This is a genomic window from Thermoanaerobacter sp. RKWS2, assembly GCF_026240795.1.
GTDB classification, from domain to species: domain Bacteria; phylum Bacillota; class Thermoanaerobacteria; order Thermoanaerobacterales; family Thermoanaerobacteraceae; genus Thermoanaerobacter; species Thermoanaerobacter ethanolicus.
This window is the reverse complement of sequence record NZ_CP110888.1, coordinates 966500-986465: the sequence shown is the minus strand read 5'-3', so window position 1 is coordinate 986465 and position 19966 is coordinate 966500. Positions and strand designations below refer to the sequence as shown.

Here is a 19966-nt window from a genome sequence, read left to right as displayed (position 1 = left end):
ACTCCTTCCTCAATTATTTTTTGTATATTGCGCCAAATGGACATTTTTCAATACAGGTACCACACTTGATACATTTGTCTTGGTCAATTACATAAGGTACCTTTGGTTTTCCGGAAATCGCATTGACAGGACAATTCTTAGCGCAAATTCCACAAGCTTTACATTTATCTGGATCTATATAGAATCTCAACAATGCTTGACATACACCAGCTGGGCATCTTTTTTCCTTTATATGGGCCTCGTATTCATCCCTGAAATATCTAATTGTAGATAAAACTGGGTTTGGCGCTGTCTGTCCAAGTCCACATAAAGCTGTAGCTTTAATAGTTTTAGCAAGTTCTTCTAATTTTTCAATGTCTCCTTCCTCACCTTTACCAGAAGTTATCTTTTCTAAAATCTCCAGCATCCTTCTTGTACCAATCCTACAAGGCGCACATTTCCCGCAAGACTCATCAACTGTAAACTCAAGGAAGAATTTCGCAACATTAACCATACAGGTGTATTCGTCCATTACAACAAGCCCACCTGAACCCATCATAGAACCTACATTTATTAAAGAATCATAATCGATTGGTGTATCTAAATGCTCTGCAGGAATACATCCGCCGGAAGGTCCTCCTGTTTGAGCAGCTTTAAATTTTTTCCCATTGGGTATTCCTCCACCTATTTCGTATATAATTTCTCTTAAAGTAGTTCCCATTGGAACTTCAATAAGACCTGTGTTGTTTACTTTACCAGTTAAGGCAAAAACTTTTGTTCCCTTCGATTTTTCTGTACCAATGCTTGAAAACCATTCAGCACCATTTAAGATAATCGGTGGAATATTAGCAAATGTCTCTACGTTATTTATAATCGTTGGTTTATCCCACACACCTTTTACAGCAGGGAATGGCGGTCTTGGTCTTGGTTCTCCTCTTCTTCCCATTACTGAATTTAAAAGTGCAGTCTCTTCTCCACAGACAAAAGCACCTGCTCCTAATCTTATCTCAATGTCAAAATCAAAACCTGTCCCAAATATGTTTTTTCCTAAAAGACCATATTCTCTAGCCTGCTCAATAGCAATTTTAAGCCTTTTTACTGCCAAAGGATATTCTGCCCTTACATAAATATATCCATGGTTTGCTCCAATTGCATATCCTGCTATTGCCATAGCCTCTAAAACACTATGAGGGTCTCCTTCCAATATGCTTCTATCCATAAAAGCACCAGGGTCACCTTCATCGGCGTTGCAGACTACATATTTAGGAGTTTCTTTCTGGTTGTAAGCAAATTCCCATTTTACACCTGTTGGGAATCCACCGCCACCTCTACCTCTTAATCCGGATTTTTTGACTTCTTCGATAACCTCTTTTGGAGTCATTTGAGTAAGAACCTTTGCTAAAGCCCTATATCCATCAAAAGCAATTGCTTCTCTTATATCTTCAGGGTTGATAATACCACAATTTCTAAGAGCAATTCTCTTTTGCTTTCTAAAGAAAGGAGTCTCTTCCAATGGCTTTATAGCTTTTTCCGTTACGCTTTCTCCATAGAGATATTTCTTAACAGGTCTTCCTTTTAGCAAGTGCTCCTCTACAATTTCAGGAACATAGTCAGGTTTAACTCTGCTATAAAAAACTCCTTCAGGATACACTACAACAACTGGTCCCAATTCGCAAAGACCAAAGCATCCCGTCCTAACAACTAATACTTCTTTATCTAGACCAGCCTTTTTTATTTCCTCTGTAAAACGCTCTGCTACTTTATCAGAATCTGAAGATGTACATCCGGTACCACCACATACCATTACGTGGGACCTATAAAGCATGCTATTTCCCCTCCTCTATTCGTAATTTTCAATAGTCCATTCTCTGATTGGATGACCATTTATAACATGTTCAACAACTATTTGTCTTGCCTTTTTCTCATCAACCTTTACGTAGGTTACTTTTTCTTGTCCTGGAACATAAACATCTACAATAGGTTCTAGTTTACACATACCTATACAACCAGTCTCTGTGACAATTACATCAGTCACATTCCTTTTACTGAGCTCATCTAATATCGCCATCATGACAGGCCTTGCTCCTGCCGCAATACCACAAGTAGCCATTCCAACGGCAATCCTTATGCCTGACCTATCTTTTCTCAAATTGATTTTTTCCAATGTCTCTTTCCTGATTTTTTCTAATTCTTCTATAGATTTCATTATTACACCTCCATATCACCTTTCATATTCTCTTTTACATATTCCTTTATCCAATTTAATACCTTAATATCATTTAAACTGACTTCTTTTAGCACTTTTCTGAGTTCTTTAGTATCAAACAAAAACTCATAGCCATCTTTGCTGTATTTATACACAATGTCGACCTCTGGTGCAGATAATATCAAAGATACAATTGTTGAAGCCATATCTCCTATTGGAACAAGGTCTATACTTGAAAGCTTAAAAGTACCTATTATTTTGGTTCCTTTCCCTTCTTCAGAAAAAATCTCAAAGTTTCCTTCACACAGCTGGGCAAGCTCCTTAAAGAGCGGAATTCCAAGTCCTACTTTTCTTTCCTTTCTTGTGGTTATAAAAGGGTCTGTGACTTTTTTTAGAAATTTTTCATTCATTCCACATCCATCATCTTCTATAGATACTTTAAGCATATCTTTTGAAGTATCTATATTTATTTCAATATAAATATTTTTTGCTCCTGCTCTTATGCTATTTTGTGACAAATCTAATATATAAAGAGCTAATTCTTTCATAACAATCAAACTCTTACTCAAATTTACTTAATATTTCATCCACATCATCAGGAGTTAATCTTCCAAAAACTTCACCATTTATCATCATAACAGGAGCCAATCCGCAAGCTCCAAGACACCTAGTAGGTTCTAAAGAAAATTTCCCGTCTGGAGTTGTTTCGCCTACTTGAATTCCCAATTTCTCTTTTATTTTTCCCAATACCATTGCAGCTCCTCTTACATAACAAGCTGTTCCCATACACAAATTGATCTTGTATTTACCCGAAGGCTTTAAGGTAAACCTTGAATAAAAAGTAGCTATTCCGAATATTTCTGTCAAAGGCACATTCATTTCTTTTGAAATATAAAGTTGAACTTCAATAGGAAGATATCCAAAAATTTCTTGAGCCTCATTCATAATTGCAATCAAAGAGCCAGGGATATTTTTTAATTCCTCTAAAGCCTTTTTAAACCTCTCTACTTTCTCTTTACCGAATTTTTGGTATAAGGTCTCCATTTATTTCCCTCCTTGTGAATTAAAAATTTCATATCCCATATCTTTTGTAAACTTTTTGTTCACTATTTGTTAATATTATATCATAACTTTATTAAATTTTTAACAAGTTTTTATAAAAAAATTTTTATTTTCTGATAATCCCAACTAATTTAGTAGGATTACAAAAAATATTAGCCATAAAGCCAATCTACAATGCTTTTTAATCCAAACTCGCATGGTAGGAATTCTTCTCTTTCAGAAATATCTCCTAAATAATGAGCATCCGAAGACCTTATAATTTTATATTTTCCATATTCAGGATATGAGTGTAAAAAGTTTTCTGTCGCAATACCTTTTGATATCTCAATTGTTGTTAAGTTTTTAATATTAGGAATAAATCCAAGATTTGATACAATGCTATAGGAAGGCCGATCTACATGGGCAGGGACTGCTACCCCCTTGCCCTCCATGTATTCAAAAATTTCATTAATGCTCAAATTTGACGAAATTAACAATGAGTAATCTATTTCTTCTATAACATTATCTTCTTCATCCATTACAAATTGATTCCCAAAGATTGTTTTTTCATTTTTAATTTTTATCAAATTTTCGTTAATAATTTCGCTAAATTTTGCGCATTCATCTACTGAATAAAAATAACAAAGTATGTGAACCTCTTCTCTTGTCTGTACCTCTATACCAGGCACTACTATCAAGCCTTTTTTTAATCCAAGATTATACACAGCTTTCACATTTTTTGCGCTGTTGTGGTCTGTTATAGCTATTACATCAAGTCCTTTTATAGAAGCCATATTGACAATATTGTTAGGAGTCATATCATCAGAAGCGCAAGGGGATAAAGCCGTATGAATGTGCAAATCATAATAAAGCATCATTTCATCATCTCGTACAAAGTTATTGCCGCTTCATAAGAAGTCCCTGTAAAACTTAATATAGGGATGCCTTCTTCATCAGCCTTTTTCTTAGCTTCTTCATCTAATTTCGCATCTTCAGGAATTATTATACAACTTATTTCGGCCAACAAAGCTACTGCTACGATATTTACATGAGTTTGAATTGTTATCCAGGCGCTCTTTGCTTTTGCATGGGCCATAACCCAACTTAAAAGGTCGCATATATACACCCCCTCAATTTCTTTGTCAATTCCGTTGCCCCCTGCAACTAATTTAAATCCTCTATTGACAAGATCAGCTACTTTTATCCTCATAACATTTCACTCCTTTCCCTCACTTAAAACTGGAGGAATTTTACCTGCAAGTTCATTTAATTCTTGAGACAAATTTTTTATTTTGTCTTTTAATATAAAAATGCAATCATATTCCGTAGCATAACCTTTCACTATATCTTCTGCCAATGCCCTACAAGTAGGTGAACCACAAGAACCACAGTCAAGTCCTGGTAAGGCTTTGTATTGTGTGTCTATTTGTTTCATCATTTCGAGCGCCTTAGAAATGTCTTTGTCCAACTTCATAACTTCACTTTTTTCTATTTTCTTTTTCCATTTCACCTCTTCAAAATCAATATCTTTCTCATCAAACATAGGCTCTTCTCTTTTGGGAAGTTTTTCCGTCAGTTTTCTTATTCTGTTTTTGGCCACAAAATTATTTTCAACAGTCAAAGGTCCACCAATACACCCACCGATACATGCAAGCCCTTCAAAAAAGTCTAAATCGTTCAATTTTCCTAATTCAATCTCTTCTAGAACATCTACAACATTGTGTATCCCGTCTACATAAATACTATTTTCTGTAAAGGTACCAAATGCTTCTCCACCAGAGTTTGCCCATCCAACACCTATCATAGAAGCTTTGCTTAAATCTCTGACAACAGTAGTCTTAGCTTTTTCAATGATTAGGCCATATATTTCTTTCATAGAAAAAACCCCATCAATTTTGGATTTTTCTATACCAATAGGATTTTTCCCACTTGTCACTTTTGCAGCACAAGGGGAAATGAAAAAAACTCCTATTTCCTCTTCCTTTAGTCCCGTCTTTTTAATTGCCTCCTTTTTCGCTAATATTGCCGCAGTATCCATAGGAGAACATATATCCAATAAATTATCAATCAAAGAAGGAAATTTGATTTGTACAAGTCGCACAACAGCAGGACAAGCAGAAGATATAACTGGCTTTTTTAAATTCCCTTTTGCCAATGCTTCCCGCGTAAACTTAGAAACAATTTCAGCAGCATATGCTACTTCAAAAACCTCATCAAATCCTATATCCAGTAAAGCACTCAATATTTGATTAATAGTTAAATCCCTAAATTGTCCATATAAAGAAGGAGCAGGAAGTGCAATCTTGTACTTAAAATTTTTCATCATATCCAAACTATCAGTTACCGCCAATTTAGCATGATATGGGCACACACGTATACATTCACCACAATCTATGCACCTTTCATTTATAATCCTTGCTTTCCCATCTCTTACCCTTATTGCCTCTGTAGGACATCTTTTTATGCAATTAGTACACCCTCTACATCTATCCTTATCTAATGTCACAGAGTGAAAATATGACATTTTATCACCTACTTAAATAAAATTTCCATCACCACAGTTGTTCCCTCTTTACTGCTTTTTATCTCCATGAAATCCGAATTTTCCTTCATATTAGGAAGCCCCATGCCGGCTCCAAATCCCATTTCCCTTATCTCTTCAGGAGCAGTAGAATATCCTTCTTTCATGGCAAGTTCAATGTCTTCTATTCCAGGACCTGTGTCTTCTGCAGTTATGCGTATTTTATCGCCAAAAATTTCTATTTTCATGTGACCTCCATAAGAATGAATTATTATATTCATCTCTGCTTCATAACAAGCTATGCAACTTCTCCTTACAACATCTGGATTTAAGGAAAGCTGTTTTAACACTGCTCTCAAATTGCTGGAAACCTCTCCTGCAGAATCAAAATCTCTCGCTTTAACATCAAAATCTAAACTATAAAGTACCATTTCATTCACCACTTCTACAAGTAAGGCCATTAGAATACAAAAGGCCACAGGCAATATAAAGAGGATGTCTTGTTTTCATTATCACAAGTCCTGCTTTTTTAGCAAGTTCCAATATGTCCTCTCCCGGAGTCTTACCTCTTACAAACACTATACATTTAATATCTCCCACTACTTCTGCAGTTCTTATAACCTGCACATTAGTAAGCCCTGTCAAAAGCACAGCCTTTTCGTCCTTTGAGGCCAAAACATCACTCATCAAGTCTGCTCCACAGGCAGTAAACACTTCTTCTTCTAATTTTTCTTCCCCTACCATAACTTCTGCATTTAAAATTTCTTTTACCTCTTTTAATTTCATACCTTAACACCTCATTATTGGTTTTGCGTAACAATTGTCTTTAAAAAGGTATTATATTCTTCGCAAGATTGCCATAAACTTTCTTGCAATAAACTAAAGGTATTCCCATCTTCTAAAGCAGCTGATATTTCAATTTTTTTAATATCATTTGTTACTTTATCGACAATTTTTATCGTCTTTTGTATTAGTATTGTCACTTCTTCTTTTCCAAAATCCTCCTTACTATTTTTAAAACTATCTACTTTTCTCTTTAATTGCTCTAATTCTTGTTTTTCTAATTTGTCATTAAAAGCCTTATAAGAAAGAGCCGACATATAATCAAAAATTTGTTGAAAATCTTGTAATTTGTTCATAAAAACATCCATTTCTGATGTTAATTTCTTGTCATATGCAATTTTTATAGAAGGCCCTCTTTTTACATATACTTCACTGGAAATGCCTTGAGACTTTAAGGAAGAAGAAAATAAAGCAGCTTGTTCTCTATCTAAAAATATTCCACCTATTAACAAATATTTGTCAGAATCTTTACTAACAAAGGAATAAACTCCCTTCATCTTCATTAAATCATCCTGATACTTTGCAGTATCAAAATCTGAATAGCTACCTAAAACAACTTCAAATAAGTCAATTCCTTTAACAACCATCTCTTTAAAATTATCACTGTCATTTGTTTTTGAAATGTTAGGCTCTACAATATCTTTTGAAATAAAATAACCTGCTAAAAGAGAAACTAGAGGAATTATTAATACAACAATTAAAACTTCCAGCATTCTTTCGTTTTTCATCTCTTTATCAACCCTTACCATAAACCTTTACTTATATTATACTATACTCCTTTAAAAAATCCTTTAAAAATTTTAATAGGACTTTTTTACTAATTTGCACTTTTAAAAGAGGTTTTAGAAGAATTTTGTCGAATTATATATTATAGGAGGGATTGAATTGACAAATATTGTAAATCAAATAATTGAAAATAAATTTCGCGAAATTCAAAGCAGACTCCCTGCTAATATAAAAATATTTAACACTGATAAACCTTTTGCTGAAGTTTTAAACAATGCTATAGAAAATCAACAATACAATTCAGGAAATGTGAGTAATAATGCGCCATCAAAAAATACAAATTTACAACAAATTGAAGATTTAATACAACGGGCCAGTCAAAAATATAATGTAGATGCAAATCTCATCAGAGCGGTCATCAAAGCAGAGTCTAATTTTAATCCATTCGCAGTTTCTTCTGCAGGAGCGATGGGACTTATGCAGCTTATGCCTTCAACTGCAAAGGAATTAAATGTATCCAATCCTTTTGACCCTTCTCAAAATATAGATGGAGGAGTAAGATACCTAAAAAATTTGTTAGACACTTACCATGACATAAGATTAGCATTAGCTGCATATAATGCTGGTCCTCAATCAGTAGAAAAATATCAAGGTATTCCCCCTTACCAAGAAACTATAAATTATATAAACAAAATTTTAAATGACTTATATAATAAATAATAAAGGAGCCAAAAAGGCTCCCCTATTTGTTATATTTTGCATTTTTATATCTTTGTTGTGAATCCAAAATCTTTTTTCGTATTCTAATGCTTTGAGGAGTAACTTCCACTAATTCATCATTATCTATAAACTCTAATGCTTCTTCTAAGGACATCTTTTTTACAGGAGATAGCCTCAAAGCCTCATCCGCCGTTGCAGACCTTAAATTTGTCACATGTTTTTTCTTACATACATTGACATCAATATCTCCACTTCTTGAATTAACTCCCACAACCATCCCTTCATACACTTTTGTACCTGGCTCTATAAAAAGTGTCCCTCTCTCTTGAGCATTGTAAAGGCCATAAGTTGTCGCAACCCCCGTCTCAAAAGCTACAAGAGCGCCTCTCGTACGAGAAGGAATGTCTCCTTTGTAAGGTGCATAATCATAAAAGACAGAGGTCATTATGCCATTTCCTTTTGTATCTGTTAAAAATTCAGACCGATACCCTATTAAGCCTCGTGTAGGTATTTTAAACTTAAGCCTTATAGTTCCTGGCTTTAATGTGTGCATATCCATCAATTCAGCTTTTCTCGGTCCTAATTTTTCCATTACAACTCCCATATATTCTTCAGGAATATCTATTGTCAAAAGTTCAATAGGTTCCATTTTTACTCCATTTATTTCTTTAAAAATCACTGTAGGCTTAGAAACCTGTAATTCATACCCTTCCCGTCTCATAGTCTCAATTAAAATAGAAAGATGCAGCTCTCCTCTTCCAGACACCTTAAAAGAATCAGTCGAATCTGTTTCTTCAACTCGCAATGCGACGTTTGTCTCTAGCTCTTTAAAAAGCCTTTCTCTTAAATGTCTTGAAGTAACGTATTTACCCTCAGTTCCAGCAAAAGGACTGGTATTTACACTAAAAGTCATAGAAACTGTTGGCTCTTCTATGCGAACAAAGTCTACCGCCTCGGGGTTATCTCTATCTGCAATGGTCTCTCCAATCTCAATATCGCTTATGCCAGAAACCGCCACAATATCTCCCAAGCTTGCTTCTTCTACTTGCACTCTTTTTAGTCCTTCAAACTGATATAGATTATTTATGTGAACTTTTTGTATTGACCCATCTCTTTTACATATAGCCGCTTCTTCCCCTGAAATTATTTTTCCTCTAACTACTTTTCCAATGGCAATTCTCCCAATGTAATCATCATAATCTAAAGTAGTCACTATAAGTTGTAATGGTGCTTCAATATCTCCTATTGGTGCAGGAATATAGTCTAAAATCGTATCAAAAAGAGGTCTCAAGTCATGAGACTCTTCTTCTAAACTTAATTTTGCTATACCTTCTTTTGCAGAGGTGTAGACAACAGGGAAATCAATTTGGTCATCATTTGCTCCTAATTCAATAAATAGATCTAAAACTTCGTCAATAACCTCCTGAGGCCTTGCATCAGGCCTATCAATTTTATTTATGACAACTATAGGTTTTAGATCCAGTTCCAATGCTTTACTTAATACAAAACGGGTCTGTGGCATAGGTCCTTCAAAAGAATCTACCAACAAAAGTACCCCATCTACCATTTTTAATACTCGCTCTACTTCACCGCTAAAATCTGCATGTCCGGGGGTATCCACTATATTTATTTTCACATCTTTATATCTAACAGCAGTATTTTTAGCAAGAATTGTTATACCTCTTTCTCTTTCTAAATCGTTAAAATCCAAGATCCTTTCCTCAACTTTTTCATTTGCCCTAAAAATACCGCTTTGTTTAAGCATAGCATCAACCAAAGTAGTTTTTCCATGATCAACATGGGCAATAATGGCTATATTTCTTACATCTTCTCTTACAAATTTCATAAGGTATCTCCTTCCATAAAATAGGCTATATCGCGTATACAGTATTATATAATATCTCAAGGAATAAAAATAGTCAATATAAAAAAGAGCACTCTCTAGAGCACTCTTTTTATCATAGGTCATTTTATAATTCTTCTTGCTGTAACATAATGTTCTTTATAATACCCTTCGTTTAAAGGACTTATTATGACCTTCCCTCTACCTGAAGAGCTTTGTATAAACTCACCATTACCTATATATATTCCTGAATGATTTATCACACTGCTTCCTAAAGTTTTAAAAAATACCAAATCTCCTGGTTGAAGATTGTTATAACTTACATATTCTCCTGCAGTAGCTTGCTCATTTGCCGTTCTTGGTAAATTAATACCTACATTCTTGAAAACATATTGAACAAAGCCGGAACAATCAAATCCTTTTGGAGTTGAACCTCCATAGACATAAGGAGTCCCCACAAAAGACTTGGCAAAATCTATTAACTTATCTATCAAACTCCTATCTACTTCACCCCTTGAGATACTTGAAGAACTCCTCACTGCTAAGTATTCTCCGTAAATCCATCCTTCTCTTCCGTCCGAAAGCTTTATTTTATACCACCCATTTTGTTTACCCAACACATTCACTGTAGTATTCTTGTTAAGCTGTGCTACAACGCTGCCAGATAAACCCGCTTCACTTCTCACATTAACGTAACTACCTGTCACTATACCAACACTTGCTGCTTTTTCCGAATCTCCTCTTGAGACATTAGAAGAATTTCTTACGGATAAATATTCACCAAAAACCCATCCTTCTCTTCCATCAGAAAGCTTTATCTTGTACCACCCGTTTTCCTTATCTAACACAGTCACTGTGTCATTCCAATTTAAGCGGGCAATGACACTTCCTGATAAGCTTCCTTGAGTCCGCACATTTACATAATTGCCTGTAATCTTTCCAACTCCCAATCCTTCCGCAAACGCTGGGTTCAAAAAAGAGCTACCAATCAGCGTCGCACCAAACACAGAAATTCCAAAAATCATCTTTCCTATCCGCTGATCCACTGCAAATCTCCTTCCTTTATTGCCTCCGGAGTTAGCTGTCGGGTGCGGGACAGAAGGTATCCCTACTGCAGCTTAAAGCTACAGATTAACCCCAAAAAGCGGTTCCTCCGTACCTTTCGGATTCGGCAAGATTGCATATTTTGTCCTTTTGTCTTATCTTATCATATCCTACAGTCAAAGTCAATGTTTACATTACATTTTCTTAAATTTTTTAATCTTTTTTTAATATATTTTATAAAAAATTAATAATTTGTGTGACAAAAAAATAAAAGGCTTAACGCCTCTTTTCTCTTTTATTTATGGTGCGGGCGGTGGGACTTGAACCCACACGAGATCATCTCTCACATGCCCCTCAAACATGCCTGTCTGCCAATTCCAGCACGCCCGCCTGCGTTTTTATTATACTGCTCACTTAACTCGTTTGTCAAGGTGGCAAACCTATTAATCATTTCAATTAAAATATCCATCACTGAATAGTCATACACCCAAACGTACGCGTCTGCCAGTTCCGCCACCACCGCACGCTTTATTTAATTTCGTCACACTATGAATTATATAATCTTTTTAGGTCAGTGTCAATACCTATTTTTTGATATACCATTTTTCTATATTGTTAAAAACATTAAATCCAGTAGGGTCCACAACTTTTACATTGTCATATGCCATAACTGCTCCTTCAATATAGAAAAGGCCAATTATGGGTTGTTCCTCTAAAAAACTTGTTCCAAAGCCTGATAATCTGTTTTTAAAGAATTCTCTTCTGAATCATAAAAAATTCTACTATATATTTCATCAACTTTAGAATTACTATAACCCATAAAATTGTCTTTGCCTTTTGTCATAAACATTGTAGACATATCTTGATTATAACTTAAATTCCACTCCATTAACACCAAATCAAATTTACCCGAATATACAGAACTTAGTAAATTGCCCCAATCTTTTGGTACAATGTTTATTTCAATTCCTACATCTTTTAAATTATTCTTTATAATTTGAGCAACTTTAATCAAATATGGATTATTTGCATTTACCAGCAAATCAAATTTGAGCTGATAAGTTCCATTGCTCCTTATCCCTTTAACTAAATTCCAACCACTTTCCTCTAATATTTTATTTGCCTCTTTTATATCGTAATTATGAGATACTATTTTATTGCTATAAAGCCACGAATCAGGGCGAACGGGAATACATGACTTTAACCCATGACTGAAATATACATCTCTCAAAATTTTGTCAACATCTATTCCATAACACATCGCTTTCCTAACATTTGAATCTTTCAAAGCTGGCTTTTGATAATTAGGGGTCATAAATACATAGTCTTGCATAACGTATTTATAAATATTTACGTTTGAAATCTCTTTGTATTTATCCCAATCTATGTCACTTAAAAAAGTAAAATCTGCTTCTTTGCTTTGAAAAGATGTTATCATAGCATTTTCATCAGGCACAATTTTAAACACTATACTATCTATATAAGGTTTGTCGCCTCTATAATAAGGATTTCTTTCAAAAATAATTTCTCTGCCAACGCTGTAAGAAGATATCTTATATGGCCCTGTACCAATAGGTACAATATCTTTATTTAAAATATCTTCCTTACCTTTATATTGGTGCTCAGCTAGAATAGGAAAAGTAAACAAAGCTATTGGATTTGCAACAGGTTTATTTAAAACAACTTCAAATTCATAATCACCATTTGTCTTATAAGAGGAGAGATAGTTAATGAGAATATCCCTATAAGGACTTTTTACATCCTTATTTTTAAAAGAATCAAAAGTAAATTTTACATCATTAGCTGTAAAACTTACTCCATCCTGCCATTTAACATTCTTTTTTAAATAAAATTTTATATTAAGTCCATTTATCTGCCAGTTTTCTGCTAATTGAGGAATAGGTTTTAAAGTTTTATCCAAGGTAACTAATCCTTCCAATGACAAATTTAACATTTGCCTTACTCTCTCATTGTCATTCAAAAAAGGATTTAATGTATCAAAAGAAGTAATATTTACTCTTAAAGTGCCACCCTCTACTGGCTTTTCTTCTTCAATCTTAGTTTTGTCCTCAGATGCTTGAGGTAAATTTACCATATTTTGCGGAGTAGTTTTGCATCCTGTAAAAATAAACATCAAAATGAAAGATAATATAATAAATTTTCTCATTAACTATCATCTCCGAAAACTATTTTATCTTTTTCAATTTTTTATTTTCGATAATTCCAGGAATTCTCCCTCTTTTAGCAATAGGTACTCCTTCCACTTCTTTTATATCCATTGTCATATCAATAGGTTGAGCATCAGATATGTAACTTCCTACTCCAAAAGCATCTGCTCCACTTTCAGAAAGTTCTGCTACCCGTTCTGGGTTTAAACCTCCAGAAACTATAATTTTTACATTTGTAAATCCTTTTTGATTTAATCTTTGCCTTAGTTCATACACTAAACTAGGTGTAACTCCACCTCTTTCTGATGGAGTATCAAGTCTTACTCCGTATAATCTATCCCCTAAAAATTCAGCAACCCTCAAAGCCTCTTCTACTTCGTCTTTAAAAGTATCAACTAAAATGGTTATCTTTTCATCAAGGGGAGTTATATCTCTGTAAGCTTTCACCACTTCTAATGTATCTCCTGCAAGCAAAAAAGCAGCATGAGGTACTGTCCCTTTAGGGTCTTTCCCCATTAATTTTGCACCTAAAATACAGCTGGCATCATCTGCCCCTCCTACTAAAGCCGCCCTTTCCATCACAGGTGCCACAGCTGGATGTACATGCCTTGCACCAAAACATAATATTGGTTTGTCTTTGGCAACTTCTTTAAGCTCCCTTGCTGCTGTTGCCCAACCGGAAGAACTTGCAAGAATTCCTAATATTGCCGTCTCATAAATTCCAAACTCACTATAAGGCCCTTTTATCCTCATTACTGTATCTTTAGCTTCAAAAGTGTCCCCTTCTTCCAAAGACCATACTTCCACATTTTTGTCTTTAAGTAAACTCATTACTTCTGGTAACCCTGCAAAAACTCCTTTTTTCTTGGAAATATCTCCGCTGTGACTATTTTATCTTGTACACCAAGATATGACAAAATATCCTGGGTTCTTAAAAAATACACATCTGTAGTCCATGCATTTTTTATTTCTTCATGAGTAGCTGAGAAAAACTCCCTATCCTTTTCAATTTTTACTTCATTTAAGTCTTTTAAATGCTTTAATAGTTTCATTTGTGTCCTCCCTTTTTATTTTCTTTTTTAACGATACTATTATACCAATTTTTCAGCTTTTTTTGTATATACTAATCTTTATATCAATTTTTAGTTTCATATATGAACTTATACATCTGATAAACTGCTAACACCTTTTTTATATATCTATTTGTCTCAGGATAAGGAACAGCATGTAGCTGTTTCCCATCTTTGGAAAATCTCTTGTCTTTAAGCCATGCATCTACATTTCCACTACCTCCGTTATAAGCTGCTACAGCTAACTGTATATTTCCATTAAAAGTTTTAAGAAGATAAGTCAAATACCATGTCCCCATCTGAATATTGTATTTAGGCTCAAAAAGCATATCATCGCTGTAGTTTTTTATCCCTACTTTGTTGGCAATCCATCTTCCAGTATCTGGTAAAATTTGCATTAATCCTATAGCATTTTTGCTAGAAATTGCATCACTTTTAAAATTACTTTCTACTTTTATTACAGCAAAAATAAGATAGGGGTCTACGCCATACTCTTTTGCGTAATAAACTACATAATTGTGGTATTTAAGAGGATAAATTTTTTTAAAAAATAATGAGTATTTAACTCGTAAGTAAACAAAAGACCTACTAATATCAAAAATATTACCGCAACTTTTTTCCTCAAAGTAACTCCTCCGATATTATGATTTATGTTGCAAATCTTCCCCAAAATAGTGTAACTTGTTTTTCCATGGCTTTAAAATCTTTGCTATTGTTTATTATAAAATCTGCGTACTTCATCTTTTCATCCAAAGGCATTTGACTTTTTATTCGGTTTATTGCATCTTTATAAGAAAGTTTATCCCTTTCCATAACCCTCTTTATTTGAGTTTTTGAATCTACTACTACTAGCCAAACCTCATCTACCATTTTATAAAGTTTCATTTCAATTAAAAGAGCTGCATCTAATACAATAGCCTTTTGCTGATTTTTTTCTTTCTTCTTCTATTTTTTCTTTTATCCGCTCTATTATTATAGGATGAGTAATTTCATTTAATTTTTTAAGCTTCCTTCTGTCAGCAAACACAATATTACCCATTTTTTTTCTGTCAATTTCTCCGTCTTCCTTTAAAATTTCTTTTCCAAAATATTCTACAATTTTATTATATGCTTCTGTTCCTTTTACCATTATTTCTCTCGATACAATATCTGCATCAATAATCACAGCACCCATCTTCTTTAAAAGCTTAGAAACAGTGCTTTTTCCTGATGCAATACCGCCAGTAAGTCCAATTACTTGCATTTTTGTACACCTCACTTGGCTAAAAACCAATTGGGCCCTATACCAATTTCAACAACAAGAGGGACTTTTAGTTTTATCACGTTTTCCATATTTTCTTTCAATATTTTCTTTACAATATCTACTTCATCTTTATACGTATCTACTACAAGCTCATCGTGCACTTGCAATATAAGTTGAGACTTTAACTGCAATTTTTTAAAATCTTCATAAACTTTAACCATTGCCATTTTTATTATATCAGCCGCACTTCCCTGTATTGGAGCATTCATTGCTAACCTCTCAGCCTGCGACCTTTGAGTAAAATTTCTTGAGTTTATCTCAGGAATATACCTTCTTCTGTTCATTATTGTAGTCACATAGCCATTTTCTTTTGCAAATCGCACTATTTTTTCAATATATTCTTTTACTCCTTTGTATCTTTCAAAATAATTATTTATATACTCTTTTGCCTCTTTTCTTGATATTTTAAGGTCTCGAGAAAGCCCATAATCGCTAATGCCATATATTATACCAAAGTTTACGGCTTTTGCCGCTCTTCTCATTTCAGGTGTAACTTTTTCCATTGGGACTTTAAAAACTTCAGCAGCTGTTCTTAAATGTATATCTTCGTTATTCATAAAAGATTCTATTAGCTTCTCATCCCCCGAAACATGTGCTAAAACCCTTAGTTCAATCTGAGAATAATCAGCCGAGACAATATACCCATCTTTAGTCCGCGGAATAAAAGCTCTTCTAATTTGTCTACCAAACTCTTCTCTTATAGGTATATTTTGTAGATTCGGCTCGGTACTGCTTATTCTGCCTGTAGCAGTGACCATTTGCTTAAAATTAGAATGTACTCTATTGTTTTCATCCATGAGAGGCAAAAATCCGTCTATATAAGTAGATTTAAGTTTTGTAAGTTGCCTATACTCTATTATATCACTGACAACATCATTATAAGGAACTAATTGCTCTAAAACTTCAGAATCTGTAGAATATCCTGTTTTTGTTTTCTTTATTACTGGTAAATTTAATTTTTCAAACAAAAATTCACTTAATTGCTTAGGGGAATTTACATTAAATTGATACCCTGCCTCTTTATAAATTTTATCTAGTATTTCTGCTATTCTATCATCTATTTTTTGTGAAAGCTCTTTTAGGACTTCTTTATCTAATGTAAAACCACTTACTTCCATTGATTTTAAAACTTCTACAAGAGGCATTTCTATTTCCAATAAAAGTTTTTTCATATCCATTTCTTCAATAAAATTCATCAACTTTTCTCTTAAATCAAATAGATGCACACATCTACTGCAAATGTAATCAGCAAGTACATCTTCTCTTATTTCTTCAAGCTTCTTTTTATCCCTACCTTTGCCAAATACCTCTTCATAAGATGGAACATCCACCTTTAAATATTTTTTCAGCACACGGTCCAAATCATAGTTAGACTCAGAAGGATTTAAAAGATAAGCCATTATAGCAGTATCTATGTACTTGCTTTTACACTCTATTCCTTTATAAGAAAGCTTGACTAAAAAATCTTTTATTTCGTGGGTTGTAAATTCAAACTCTTCTTTTTCAAAAATCTCTTTTAAGTCTTCTATTTGAAAAATGTCAATATAAACAGTATTGCTTCCAAAAGAAAAAGCTATTTTCTTTATTTCCCCTTCATAAATTAAAGGATAAAAAGCAATATTTCTGCTGTCTTGCAATAAAGTTATTAATTTTCTTATATCTATTTTTGGCCATTTTTGAACTTTATGATTATTTACAATCTCTACATTATCTTTTTTCTTTATGCTATCAATCAAACTAAAGAATTCTAATTTATTAAAAATCTCCAAAAGCTTCTCCTCATTAAAGTCTTTTACTCTATATTCCTCAAAATCTATCTCAATAGGAATGTCTCTTTTTATAGTTGAAAGTCTTTTACTCATTACAGCTAATTCTTTATTATTTTCTATATTTTCCTTTATCTTACCTTTGAGTTGAGAAAGATTTTGAAGCAAATTTTCAACACTGCCAAATTCTTTTAAAAGTTTAATCGCTGTTTTTTCTCCTATATTAGGTATCCCTGGGATATTATCAGATTTATCCCCCATTAGCCCTTTTAAATCAATAAATTGATAAGGAGTTATTTCATATCTTTCTAAAACAGCCTTTTCGTCAAACTCTTCCATCTGAGTTATACCCTTTTTAGAAATCTTAACTTTCACTTTATCTGAAACTAATTGAAGCGCGTCCCTATCTCCTGTAACTACAAGCACTTCCATTCCTTTTTCCTCTGCCAACTTTGAAATAGTACCTATGATGTCATCGGCTTCGTAACCTTCTAATTCTAAAGTCTTTATATTAAAGCCATCTATAATTTCTTTTAAAAGGTCTACTTGTTCTGCGAGTTCCTCAGGCATTGCTTGTCTTGTAGCTTTGTAGTCTTGATACTCTTTGTGTCTAAAAGTAGGAGCTTTTTTGTCAAAAGCTATAGCTATGTAATCAGGTTTTTCCTCTTCAATAAGTTTTATAAGCATCATAGTAAAGCCATATAAGGCATTTGTATGTAATCCTTCACTTGTAGTAAGCATTGGCAATGCATAATAGGCTCTGTACATGAGGCTACTCCCGTCAATTACTAAAAATTTAGACATTAAATCACTCCCATTTTTATTTCTTGTATTTAAATATACCGCAAAAAAAGAAGATGTAAATTGTCATCTTCTCTTTTTGAAATAGATATACACTTTATAACCGATTAAAGCCAGTACACTATAAGGCAAAATTATCACCAATATTATTATCAACTTCTTTATTAAAAATATTAAAAAATTTACATTATTTACAAAAGCTTGTTTTATATCTCTACCGATTCCCTTAAAAGAAACTAGAGTCGTAGGTTTCTCAACCTTGGAAATCTCTTTTATTGAAAGATTTATGGTTCCTAGACTCGTAAGATTTTCCCATACTTTTAACTGTTCTTTCATTGATTCTATTTCGCTTCTTATCCTGTTTATTTCGGATTCTACTTCAAGCATTTCCTTGACTGTAGAAGCCTTATTCATAATGTCTTGAAGTTTTTGTTCCTCTATTTCTAAGTTTTTTAGCCTTGCTTTTAAATCATAATACTGCTCTGTAACGTCTTTACTATCTATTCTTAAAGCTGTTACTTTACCAAATTCTTTAATCTGAGAAATCACACTTTCAAATTTATCTTCCCGCACCTTCAAAACAAGATTTATTCTTTTGGTATTATCGGTAAATACTGTTTCATCAGAACTTTCAATAAAACCTTCTGCTTCTTTTACCAATTTAAACACTTTATCATAACATACATTGACATCTTCTACTTCTAAGGAGACGGTTGCATTTTTTGTAATTTTCCTTGAAGTTCCTGCTGGCAATCCTCTTTGACCAGTGAGTGAGAATATTTTAGCCTCATTATTAGCTCCTTCCTTTTTAGATAAGTCAGCACTTTGAGCTGTTTTAATATTATCTAAAGGAGCATTAGATTCAATTCGTAAGGATTTATTAGAAAATATATTTGCTATAAATACTGTCATAAGTATGAAAGAAGCTGCAATAACTGCTACTGTTAACGTCTTTTTTAGCCTTTCTTTTTTCTTCTCTAAAATATTTTTCTGGTAAACCAATTTTTCGTGTATTTTTTTATTGAAATCTTCAGGTAGTTCTAAAGGAGGCATATTTTTTAAACTTTCTATTATATTTTTCTCCAGTTGATATTCTTTTCTGCAACTTTCACAGCTTTCTATGTGCTTTTCTAATTCTTCCTTTTGTGCTACATCCAATTCACCATCTATATATCGGGGTATAAGTTGAAGTGCCTTTTTGCAATCCATCATACTTGCCTCCTTTCGTCTAATGATAAAAATTCTGGCAAAGACTTTATTCTCTCTTTAAGCAGATTCCTTGCTCGCCACAAGCGAGACTTTACAGTGCCTAAATTCAAATTCATTATCTTGGATATTTCTTCATAGTTTAAACCTTCTATATCTCTTAAAATCAAAACCACTTTATAGTCTATAGGAAGTTTGTTTATTTCTTTCATTACAATTTCTGCAGTTAATTTTTTATCTACCACCTCTTCAGGAGTTTCAAAATCTTTTACTCCATTTTCAAATTCCTCTATCTCTCTAAAATTACTTCTTTCCACATTTCTTTTTCTTAAATAATCCATAGCACTGTTTACAGCAATTCTATAAAGCCATGTTCTGAAACTACTATTCCCTTTAAATTTTTTTATATTTAAATACGCTTTAAGCAACGTCTCCTGCGTAAGGTCTAATGCTTCTTCTCTGTCAAAAATAATCCTTAATATCACATTGTAGATGTATTTTTGATGCTCACTTGCGAGAATTTCAAAAGCCTCCACATCTCCAGCTTTTGCCCTCTCCAACAACTCCTCCTGTCCCACCTTCTAACCTCCCTTTTATTCAATTTAGACGTAAAAAAATAAAACTTGTTCCCAAATATTAAGATGCAATATATGGAAAATATGTGTTGCAGGAAAAAAGTTATTTCTGTAGAATAAATATAATTAAGATATATATTAATAATACGACATG

General features: G+C 33.3%; 16 protein-coding genes, 1 tRNA gene, 4 pseudogenes and 1 riboswitch. Of the genes and pseudogenes, 1 reads left to right on the top strand and 20 read right to left on the bottom strand.

All coding sequences use genetic code 11. From position 1 onward, the window contains the following. Nucleotides 1-13 precede the first annotated feature (13 nt). The 10 genes from nuoF to OEI98_RS04870 form a co-directional block, all read right to left on the bottom strand. On the bottom strand, nucleotides 14-1804 hold the full coding sequence (nuoF, locus tag OEI98_RS04915; RefSeq protein ID WP_266039932.1) for an NADH-quinone oxidoreductase subunit NuoF: 1791 nt from the start codon (nucleotides 1802-1804) through the stop codon (nucleotides 14-16). 15 nt (nucleotides 1805-1819) lie between these two features. Beyond that, nucleotides 1820-2185 carry a (2Fe-2S) ferredoxin domain-containing protein gene (locus OEI98_RS04910; RefSeq protein ID WP_003870981.1) on the bottom strand — a complete coding sequence of 122 codons (366 nt, stop codon included), beginning with the start codon at nucleotides 2183-2185 and terminating at the stop codon, nucleotides 1820-1822. 2 nt (nucleotides 2186-2187) lie between these two features. Next, nucleotides 2188-2733 carry an ATP-binding protein gene (locus OEI98_RS04905; RefSeq protein WP_004401671.1) on the bottom strand — a complete coding sequence of 182 codons (546 nt, stop codon included), beginning with the start codon at nucleotides 2731-2733 and terminating at the stop codon, nucleotides 2188-2190. Nucleotides 2734-2746: 13 nt separating this feature from the next. After that, a complete protein-coding gene (locus tag OEI98_RS04900) occupies nucleotides 2747-3229 on the bottom strand; it encodes a complex I 24 kDa subunit family protein (protein WP_003870983.1) in 483 nt (160 codons plus the stop codon). A gap of 170 nt (nucleotides 3230-3399) precedes the next feature. Then, nucleotides 3400-4104: a PHP domain-containing protein gene (locus tag OEI98_RS04895; protein ID WP_004401672.1), complete on the bottom strand. Its 705-nt coding sequence runs from the start codon at nucleotides 4102-4104 to the stop codon at nucleotides 3400-3402. Further along, on the bottom strand, nucleotides 4101-4436 hold the full coding sequence (locus OEI98_RS04890) for a DRTGG domain-containing protein (RefSeq protein WP_003870985.1): 336 nt from the start codon (nucleotides 4434-4436) through the stop codon (nucleotides 4101-4103). The genes OEI98_RS04895 and OEI98_RS04890 overlap by 4 nt, the downstream gene beginning before the upstream one ends. A gap of 6 nt (nucleotides 4437-4442) precedes the next feature. Continuing rightward, a complete protein-coding gene (locus tag OEI98_RS04885; RefSeq protein WP_004401673.1) occupies nucleotides 4443-5750 on the bottom strand; it encodes a [Fe-Fe] hydrogenase large subunit C-terminal domain-containing protein in 1308 nt (435 codons plus the stop codon). An 8-nt stretch (nucleotides 5751-5758) separates the two neighbouring features. Further along, nucleotides 5759-6208 (bottom strand): ATP-binding protein, encoded by a 450-nt coding sequence (locus OEI98_RS04880; protein WP_003871509.1) that lies wholly within the window; start codon nucleotides 6206-6208, stop codon nucleotides 5759-5761. Beyond that, nucleotides 6180-6533, bottom strand: a complete 354-nt coding sequence (locus OEI98_RS04875) for a DRTGG domain-containing protein (protein WP_003871508.1) — start codon at nucleotides 6531-6533, stop codon at nucleotides 6180-6182. The genes OEI98_RS04880 and OEI98_RS04875 overlap by 29 nt, the downstream gene beginning before the upstream one ends. Nucleotides 6534-6547: 14 nt before the next feature. Then, on the bottom strand, nucleotides 6548-7339 hold the full coding sequence (locus OEI98_RS04870) for a hypothetical protein (protein ID WP_039931448.1): 792 nt from the start codon (nucleotides 7337-7339) through the stop codon (nucleotides 6548-6550). A gap of 136 nt (nucleotides 7340-7475) precedes the next feature. Here OEI98_RS04870 and OEI98_RS04865 point away from each other — a divergent pair, with 136 nt between their 5' ends. Further along, nucleotides 7476-8036: a lytic transglycosylase domain-containing protein gene (locus OEI98_RS04865; RefSeq protein WP_004401676.1), complete on the top strand. Its 561-nt coding sequence runs from the start codon at nucleotides 7476-7478 to the stop codon at nucleotides 8034-8036. Between the two features lie 22 nt (nucleotides 8037-8058). On the opposite strand, the gene typA is transcribed toward OEI98_RS04865, so the two are convergent. The 10 genes and pseudogenes from typA to OEI98_RS04815 all read right to left on the bottom strand — a co-directional run bounded on the left by typA (nucleotide 8059) and on the right by OEI98_RS04815 (nucleotide 19815). After that, nucleotides 8059-9882: a translational GTPase TypA gene (typA, locus tag OEI98_RS04860; RefSeq protein WP_003871527.1), complete on the bottom strand. Its 1824-nt coding sequence runs from the start codon at nucleotides 9880-9882 to the stop codon at nucleotides 8059-8061. Between the two features lie 119 nt (nucleotides 9883-10001). Further along, a complete protein-coding gene (locus OEI98_RS04855) occupies nucleotides 10002-10925 on the bottom strand; it encodes a C40 family peptidase (RefSeq protein ID WP_003871526.1) in 924 nt (307 codons plus the stop codon). Nucleotides 10926-10930: 5 nt separating this feature from the next. Next, a riboswitch (cyclic di-AMP (ydaO/yuaA leader) is annotated at nucleotides 10931-11063 on the bottom strand. 162 nt (nucleotides 11064-11225) lie between these two features. Then, a tRNA-Leu gene (locus tag OEI98_RS04850) sits at nucleotides 11226-11313 on the bottom strand. A 194-nt stretch (nucleotides 11314-11507) separates the two neighbouring features. Further along, nucleotides 11508-13090 (bottom strand): annotated as a pseudogene (locus OEI98_RS04845) (ABC transporter substrate-binding protein). 19 nt (nucleotides 13091-13109) lie between these two features. Further along, nucleotides 13110-14143 (bottom strand): annotated as a pseudogene (locus tag OEI98_RS04840) (nicotinate phosphoribosyltransferase). Between the two features lie 83 nt (nucleotides 14144-14226). After that, nucleotides 14227-14786: pseudogene (locus OEI98_RS04835) on the bottom strand (lytic transglycosylase domain-containing protein). Nucleotides 14787-14809: 23 nt separating this feature from the next. Next, nucleotides 14810-15404 (bottom strand): annotated as a pseudogene (coaE, locus tag OEI98_RS04830) (dephospho-CoA kinase). 11 nt (nucleotides 15405-15415) lie between these two features. Next, on the bottom strand, nucleotides 15416-18034 hold the full coding sequence (gene polA, locus OEI98_RS04825; RefSeq protein ID WP_004401688.1) for a DNA polymerase I: 2619 nt from the start codon (nucleotides 18032-18034) through the stop codon (nucleotides 15416-15418). Nucleotides 18035-18097: 63 nt separating this feature from the next. Next, entirely contained in the window at nucleotides 18098-19243 is a 1146-nt protein-coding gene (locus OEI98_RS04820) for a DUF4349 domain-containing protein (protein ID WP_004401689.1), read from the bottom strand. Then, nucleotides 19240-19815 carry a sigma-70 family RNA polymerase sigma factor gene (locus OEI98_RS04815; RefSeq protein WP_004401690.1) on the bottom strand — a complete coding sequence of 192 codons (576 nt, stop codon included), beginning with the start codon at nucleotides 19813-19815 and terminating at the stop codon, nucleotides 19240-19242. The genes OEI98_RS04820 and OEI98_RS04815 overlap by 4 nt, the downstream gene beginning before the upstream one ends. Nucleotides 19816-19966: the final 151 nt, after the last annotated feature.